This is a genomic window from Proteus sp. TSJ240517 (assembly GCF_047921575.1).
Classification (GTDB): Bacteria; Pseudomonadota; Gammaproteobacteria; order Enterobacterales; family Enterobacteriaceae; genus Proteus.
Window position 1 is genome coordinate 370263 of sequence record NZ_JBLRMH010000004.1, and the last position, 6125, is coordinate 376387.

The window sequence follows — 6125 nt, forward strand, 5'->3', positions numbered from 1 at the left end:
AGGATTGAGTGATGAAAGGAACAACGTTAACAGAGCTGAGCTGGGCTTACACGGACGAAGCAACCAGAAGAAAGCGTAAGTACATCAAGCAAACGAAAGATTATAACCGACACTTTTTCAAGCCTTATCGCTGCATGAGAGTAGCTAAAAAGTTGTTTAGGCTGGAACTTAACAAGTTAATGGGAGGCATCTAATGCAGGGAACTAATTGGGTTAAGGTGAGAGATAGATTGCCCGTTGATCGCACTCAAGTAATTCTTTGGGATAGCGTCCTTGGGGAAGTGACTGCTGGTCATTATAGCTACAAAACGGGATTGTTTTACAACTGTGGTCGCACAATTGAGAATGAAATTACACATTGGTGTATTCCGCCACTCCCACCAATGCCAGAGGGTGAATGATGGACGAGCGCAAATTAAGACTAGAAGCTGTAGTAATTTGGCAAGAGCTAATTTTGCAAGCTAAGCAAAAATACCAATGGTGGGAGTTGTAACATGAACGAACTCAAGAAATGCCCGTTTTGCGGTGGACGCGGTGAATACTACCACTTCGAGGATTTAGGTCACTTAGTCATCTGCTCTAACACTATTTGCCCATCAAATAAGTTCGGGTATACAGATGCTGATGAGGCTAAGCAGGCATGGAACAGGAGAGCTAATGATGAATGAGCTAAAAAAGTGCCCTTTGTGTGGCAGTAAAGTTAAATGGTGTGGAGAGAGCGAGTCGAACCCAGAAGATAATCATCTTTGTGACCATATCCAATGCACGAATACTGATTGTCACGCTGATTTCTCTTTTACCCACAATAACGACATTTACCCCGATAATTCTGATGACATGACACCAGAAGAGTTAATGCAAATTGACCGTGATTATTCAGCGCAGCGGTTTAACAGGAGAGCTAACAGTGAGTGAGCCAGTAGAAGTCATGGTCTATTACGTTAACTTCAATACGAATAGCAGATTTTGGATGTTAAAAATAAATGTAGGCTGGATTGAGGAACACTATAAATTCCCATGCAAACCAACTAAAAGACAAATCCGCAAAAAGAAAAAAGAATGGATCCAAGAAGCTAAATATTGGATAGAGGTATACGCAGAAATGCAAGGAGGTTAACTTGGAAGTAGATTTTCTCTTCCACGAATCAACCAAAAATACCGCATGGCAACACCTCAAAGAAGTTCTAGCAACAAACCAACCACACCGAATCATTATCAAGCCTTGGAAAAACAAGCGTTCGCTATCTCAAAATGCCACTTTTCATTTGTGGTGCGGAGAGATAAGTAAATACCTGTGTAAGAACAACGCCAATTACACACCAGAAACCGTCAAGGAAATGCTTAAGCATACATTCCTAGGTTATGAGGTGGTCGATATGGTTGACGTTACTACACAGCTTACAGAGCGCGTAAGGACACTTCGGAAAACATCAAATCTTGATACGGGTGAAATGTTCCACTTCATGGAGCAGGTTGAGCGCTGGGCGGTAGGTATAAATTGTTTCGTGACGATACCTGATAACAGTGAATATATGAAATTGAAAAGGAAGCAGGACGAATGACGCCAGAAGAAAAGCTAAAGCAGTATGACGAGAAGTTAGAAGAAGCTCAGAAGTTGGTTCGATTTATCGAAGAAAGTCGCCGTGAGCACATCAACCGTTACAACTTAAACAGGAAGTGATTATGACCGAAGAACAATACAGGACTTATGCGCAGGTGATAGTGGTTGGTCGTGAATTCATCTCATTTAATCACAACACCATTTCAGCGGTAACAGGTTTAACACCCGCAAGAACCGGAACGATTCTAAGAAAGTTACTTGCATTCCAGTGTGTAGAGCATGTTGAAACAAAGAGCCGTAAACGCACTCGCCCAATCAATAACTACGCCGTTACAGACGATGCAATTACTCGACTGAGAAGTCAGTTTGAAAAAGAGCGATTGGCTAATCTCCCACTCTTCCCTAAAGCAAAGAGGGTTGAGGCGAAAAAGCCTAGAAAAGTGCTGGATGATTTTATGTGTGGATTGTCATTTGTCGAAAAGGCAAACACGGCAGGCATGGGTAATCCGATGTTGATGAAAATAGACTCGTTACTCAAAGGAGTTCGCAATGAACTGCATGTCATGCAATAGACAGCTAACAGATGATGAAATTTACGTGTGTAGCAAGTGTGCTGATGAATACGCTCATTTGGAAGTGATGGATAGAATCAAAGGAGAGGGAGATGGCGAGGTATCGCAGTAAATATAAACACAAACATAAACATCCAAAGAAACCACAAAAGGAGTTTGAACCAATGTTTAATGCCAATTTATTACGCTATGGAAAATTTGTCGCAATATGGTTTATCGCCATGTTAATTCTTGGAGTTATTTTGGGGTGATGTATGCAAAGTTTAAGGCGACGGCGCTGTAAAATATGCCGAGAGTGGTTTCACCCTAAATACAGTAACATTTGGTGGTGTTGCCCAGAACACGGAGCAGAACTGGCAATAAGGCGAATAAACAAGGAAAAAGAAAAAGTATTAGCGAAACGTAAAAAGGAGCAAAGAGCAAAGGAAGTTAAAGCAAAAGACAAACTCAAATCCCGCAAGTTAGCAGTAAAACCCCTCTCATATTTCACCAAACAAGCACAGACAGCATTCAACGCATTCATCAGAGAAAGAGACAAGGATGAGCCTTGCATCTCGTGTGGTCGTTTTCACGAAGGTCAGTATCACGCAGGACACTATCGAACAACCGGAGCTAATCCAGAGCTTAGGTTCGATGAAGATAACGTCCATAAGCAATGCGCCCCATGTAATAACCATCTGTCGGGAAATATCGAAAACTACACACCTCGACTCATAGAGAAAATTAGTCAGGAGCGTTTCGATCACCTGATGGGTTCTCATGAATTGCCAAAGTGGAAGCGCGAGGATTATGAGCGGATACGTGATCACTATCGTAAGAAGTTAAAGGAGCTGAAAGATGTTCACTGACTTAATCGCAGCTATTGAAGAAGCAAGATATTTAAAATCCAGATCAGGCGGTCGAGTTAACTTCTGTGTAATCCAGATTGCTGAATGCATGGAAGTATTATGCGGGCTGATGGATGGTGTCAGGGTTTTATATACAACTGCGAATGATGATTATCACACAGTATTACCGGAGGCGAGATGAGCTATATCGGAGAAAAGGAATTAACAGATGAGCAGTTTCGCTGGCTAGATGGTTGGTTAAATCTGTGGGGGGCGTGGGTATATTCTGGTCGTATTGATATTCGTATGATCAACATGATTTATAAATTCATGCAAACAGTAGAGCCAAGTAAAAACCCATCAAGACCCATGTGTAATGACGATGAAGGAATGTTGATTTCTCAGGTCGTAGATTCAGTCATCGCCACTGACACACAGGCTTATGGAATATTGCTAAGTTATTACGCTCATGGTTCATCTAAGTTGTCGATTGCATCTTACTATCACCGAGTTGCAAAACCACGCAAAATGCAAACGAGAGGGGGAAATAAATACGGCAAGCCATCCCATAGAACTTGCAGGAGAGAAGTTGACGAAAAACTCAAAGCTGCTCAGTGGTTATTGTACGAACCTCTGCGAAATGCAATGAATAATCGTAAACGTGTAGCTAAAGTAAAGAAAATAACTGAACTTTGCTATTGACATTAATGGACAAATGGACAACAATTATAAGGTAAGTTGCTTTACGTGACTCTTAAGTTTACTTAGCTCATTCAAGACCTCGCTTCGGCGGGGTTTTTTGTTACAGAAACAGTGCCCCTCATAGTCCCTACGCAGAATGGAGAAATCTGGTTTGCGATACACTTGGGGCTTTCTATTTTAATTCCCCCGAATTCGAGGGAATAGCAACCTGTAAGGATTGCTTACAAGTTCAACTCTCCGGAAATTCCGGATAGTTCACATTCAGAAGATCGCTTAGGCGGTCTTTTTTATTATCTAAAATAAGGAACGAAATTATGTACGCACTTAAATTAATTGCTGAACGAGATGGCCGTAAAGTAGAGGAAGTCCACTGCTTGGGCGAAATGTACCGCTTGGAGTTTTATCCTGAATCAGAAAATAAAGATATCGTGGCACGGGTTGAACACACAAAGAAAGATGCTATCCCTTCATTTGATATTAAGCGTACAGATCATGCTTACATTACGACAGTAACAGGTGATACTGTTCGGGTTATTTCCAGAGGCAGAAAAGCTTGCCAATAAGGTCACTTAGGTGGCCTTTTTGTTTCTACCATTTTGTTGATATCACCGAAATGGTTTCGTATGTGCGTTAAGTCAACTTAACGCACAGTGTTATTTCTTGTTTGGAGGTTGATATGACGATTAATGATTTAAAGGCAATCAATGATCGGTATATGGCCGATAAACGTAGAAAAGCGATTATTGAAAGAGCTGAAGTAAAAGCGAATGTTTATGAGTCCGCTAAAAGATTATTTCAACTTGCGAAAGATAACGATTATGTAAAACGTAGTGATGGTTATATTGATGTAATTCTAACGGGTTGCAATGTTAATGTTTTTCTCAACCTAACTAATCATAGCGGGTTGTTTAAAAAATGTGGCGATAAAATATACCAACACATGTTCTGCAATAAACTCCTTATGCATGAAAAACTAAATCATATGGGCGGAGTTAATTTCGCCAGAATTATCCTTTCCTAAACATGCCGACCACATAATCAATCACAACAACTCACATTCACGCAAGAGCTGTGAGTCGGCGTTCTATTAACTAATTCCTCCAAATAGGGGGTGAGTATGCAAAATATGAAAGAAACCCCTGAATTTTGGGATCAGGTATTTAGTTATCTATCTCAATATAAAGAGCAAGGAATGTTTGCTGGCTTGGCTGGAACTGTCGCGATATTGAGAGGGATGTATAACGGAGGTGGGTGGAAGAAGACGCTTTTAGATGGATTCTTATGCGCCTTCTTGGGTTGGTTCGCTAAAGACCTACTCTCTCTTCTTGGTATGAACCCAGACTTAGCTTATTTCACCAGCGTGATGATTGGTTATTGGGGTGTAGAGAAGGCAAGCAATATGATTAAAAATAAAGTGGGGGTGAAAAGTGAGTAAGTTTAGATTAAGCAGACGTAGCGAAGAAAACCTCCGTGGCGTTCATCCTGATTTGGTTGAGGTAGTACGTCGAGCATTAGAAATTACCGATATTGATTTTATGGTGATTGAAGGTAAGCGCAATGAAGCCCGTCAACGACAATTAGTTGCAAGTGGAAAAAGTCAAACGATGAACAGTCGTCACTTAACTGGTCACGCTGTTGATTGCGCTCCTCTGGTAAATAACCAGATCCCTTGGAATGATTGGCCATACTTTAAAAAAGTAGCTGATGCCATGATGCAAGCGGCGAAAGAGCTTGGCGTTGATGTTGAGTGGGGCGGTAACTGGAAAACATTTAAAGATGGCCCTCACTTCCAATTAACCCATAAGACATATCCAGCATGAGTAAATTAAAACCTTGGTTTCCAGTAATTTTGTGGGGAGCGATGTTGTTATTCTCAATGCTATCTATGAAAGAAGTTATTGAGCTGAGTAAAGAAAATAAATCACTCACTGAGCAACTCTCACAACAAGTCAAAATCAACAAAGACTATCAAGCCCGCATCACTCGATTAAATCAACTCGATATTCGTTACTCACAGGAGTTAGCCAGTGCAAGGAATGAAATCAACACTCTTCGTGATGCTGTTAACACTGGTTCTAAGCGGGTGTATGTCAAAGCCGAGTGTCCAGCAGTCACCAAGAATCCCACCGAAAGCGGAAGTGATGAAACCACCGCACGACTTAACAAAGCAGTTGAACAAGATTATCTACGTCTCAGAGAAATGATAGTCGAGAACGAACAGCAAACGTTGTATTTGCAGAACTACATCAACACTGAATGCCTCGCTCAATAGCGGGGCTTTTTAATGGAGAAATATCATGGCAGTAGAAGGCTCAGATAATCCAGTTAAATTCCGTGAAGAACTGGATAAAAGCATTCCAAAAGAATAACCCCGACAAGGTAACAGGAGGTGATCCTTCTTGCTGACGGGTAAGCCGTAAGTGACCAAAGTAACGTAGTGATACGTGATGATGGTTGCGAACTC

Annotated in this window: 16 protein-coding genes; all 16 read left to right on the forward strand. The window is 41.3% G+C overall.

All coding sequences use genetic code 11. The features are described from left to right. Positions 1-11: 11 nt before the first annotated feature. The 16 genes from ACNARN_RS09830 (at position 12) to ACNARN_RS09905 (ending at position 5933) form a co-directional block, all read left to right on the forward strand. Positions 12-194, forward strand: coding sequence for a hypothetical protein (locus tag ACNARN_RS09830; RefSeq protein WP_416304422.1), 183 nt, complete (start codon positions 12-14; stop codon positions 192-194). Next, positions 194-400 carry a DUF551 domain-containing protein gene (locus ACNARN_RS09835; protein ID WP_416304423.1) on the forward strand — a complete coding sequence of 69 codons (207 nt, stop codon included), beginning with the start codon at positions 194-196 and terminating at the stop codon, positions 398-400. Before ACNARN_RS09830 ends, ACNARN_RS09835 begins: the two co-directional genes overlap by 1 nt. A gap of 93 nt (positions 401-493) precedes the next feature. Beyond that, a complete protein-coding gene (locus ACNARN_RS09840; RefSeq protein ID WP_416304424.1) occupies positions 494-667 on the forward strand; it encodes a Lar family restriction alleviation protein in 174 nt (57 codons plus the stop codon). Continuing rightward, positions 657-914, forward strand: a complete 258-nt coding sequence (locus tag ACNARN_RS09845; protein ID WP_416304425.1) for a hypothetical protein — start codon at positions 657-659, stop codon at positions 912-914. The genes ACNARN_RS09840 and ACNARN_RS09845 overlap by 11 nt, the downstream gene beginning before the upstream one ends. Then, entirely contained in the window at positions 907-1116 is a 210-nt protein-coding gene (locus tag ACNARN_RS09850) for a hypothetical protein (RefSeq protein ID WP_134736543.1), read from the forward strand. The genes ACNARN_RS09845 and ACNARN_RS09850 overlap by 8 nt, the downstream gene beginning before the upstream one ends. Before the next feature lies 1 nt (position 1117). Then, positions 1118-1561, forward strand: a complete 444-nt coding sequence (locus tag ACNARN_RS09855) for a YbcN family protein (RefSeq protein WP_416304426.1) — start codon at positions 1118-1120, stop codon at positions 1559-1561. After that, entirely contained in the window at positions 1558-1680 is a 123-nt protein-coding gene (locus ACNARN_RS09860; protein ID WP_259344581.1) for a hypothetical protein, read from the forward strand. The genes ACNARN_RS09855 and ACNARN_RS09860 overlap by 4 nt, the downstream gene beginning before the upstream one ends. Positions 1681-1682: 2 nt before the next feature. Then, positions 1683-2132 (forward strand): hypothetical protein, encoded by a 450-nt coding sequence (locus tag ACNARN_RS09865; protein WP_416304427.1) that lies wholly within the window; start codon positions 1683-1685, stop codon positions 2130-2132. A 92-nt stretch (positions 2133-2224) separates the two neighbouring features. Further along, positions 2225-2383 (forward strand): hypothetical protein, encoded by a 159-nt coding sequence (locus ACNARN_RS09870; RefSeq protein WP_158660329.1) that lies wholly within the window; start codon positions 2225-2227, stop codon positions 2381-2383. Positions 2384-2386: 3 nt separating this feature from the next. Next, on the forward strand, positions 2387-2980 hold the full coding sequence (locus ACNARN_RS09875) for a recombination protein NinG (protein ID WP_416304428.1): 594 nt from the start codon (positions 2387-2389) through the stop codon (positions 2978-2980). A 177-nt stretch (positions 2981-3157) separates the two neighbouring features. Continuing rightward, on the forward strand, positions 3158-3661 hold the full coding sequence (locus ACNARN_RS09880; RefSeq protein ID WP_243213056.1) for an antiterminator Q family protein: 504 nt from the start codon (positions 3158-3160) through the stop codon (positions 3659-3661). A 314-nt stretch (positions 3662-3975) separates the two neighbouring features. Continuing rightward, complete coding sequence (locus ACNARN_RS09885; RefSeq protein WP_115064937.1) at positions 3976-4224, forward strand: hypothetical protein; 249 nt, start codon at positions 3976-3978, stop codon at positions 4222-4224. A gap of 113 nt (positions 4225-4337) precedes the next feature. Then, complete coding sequence (locus tag ACNARN_RS09890; protein ID WP_416304429.1) at positions 4338-4682, forward strand: hypothetical protein; 345 nt, start codon at positions 4338-4340, stop codon at positions 4680-4682. Between the two features lie 96 nt (positions 4683-4778). Beyond that, positions 4779-5096: a phage holin, lambda family gene (locus ACNARN_RS09895; protein WP_235365180.1), complete on the forward strand. Its 318-nt coding sequence runs from the start codon at positions 4779-4781 to the stop codon at positions 5094-5096. After that, complete coding sequence (locus ACNARN_RS09900) at positions 5089-5481, forward strand: M15 family metallopeptidase (protein WP_416304430.1); 393 nt, start codon at positions 5089-5091, stop codon at positions 5479-5481. The genes ACNARN_RS09895 and ACNARN_RS09900 overlap by 8 nt, the downstream gene beginning before the upstream one ends. After that, positions 5478-5933, forward strand: coding sequence for a lysis protein (locus tag ACNARN_RS09905; protein ID WP_416304431.1), 456 nt, complete (start codon positions 5478-5480; stop codon positions 5931-5933). The genes ACNARN_RS09900 and ACNARN_RS09905 overlap by 4 nt, the downstream gene beginning before the upstream one ends. Positions 5934-6125 lie beyond the last annotated feature (192 nt).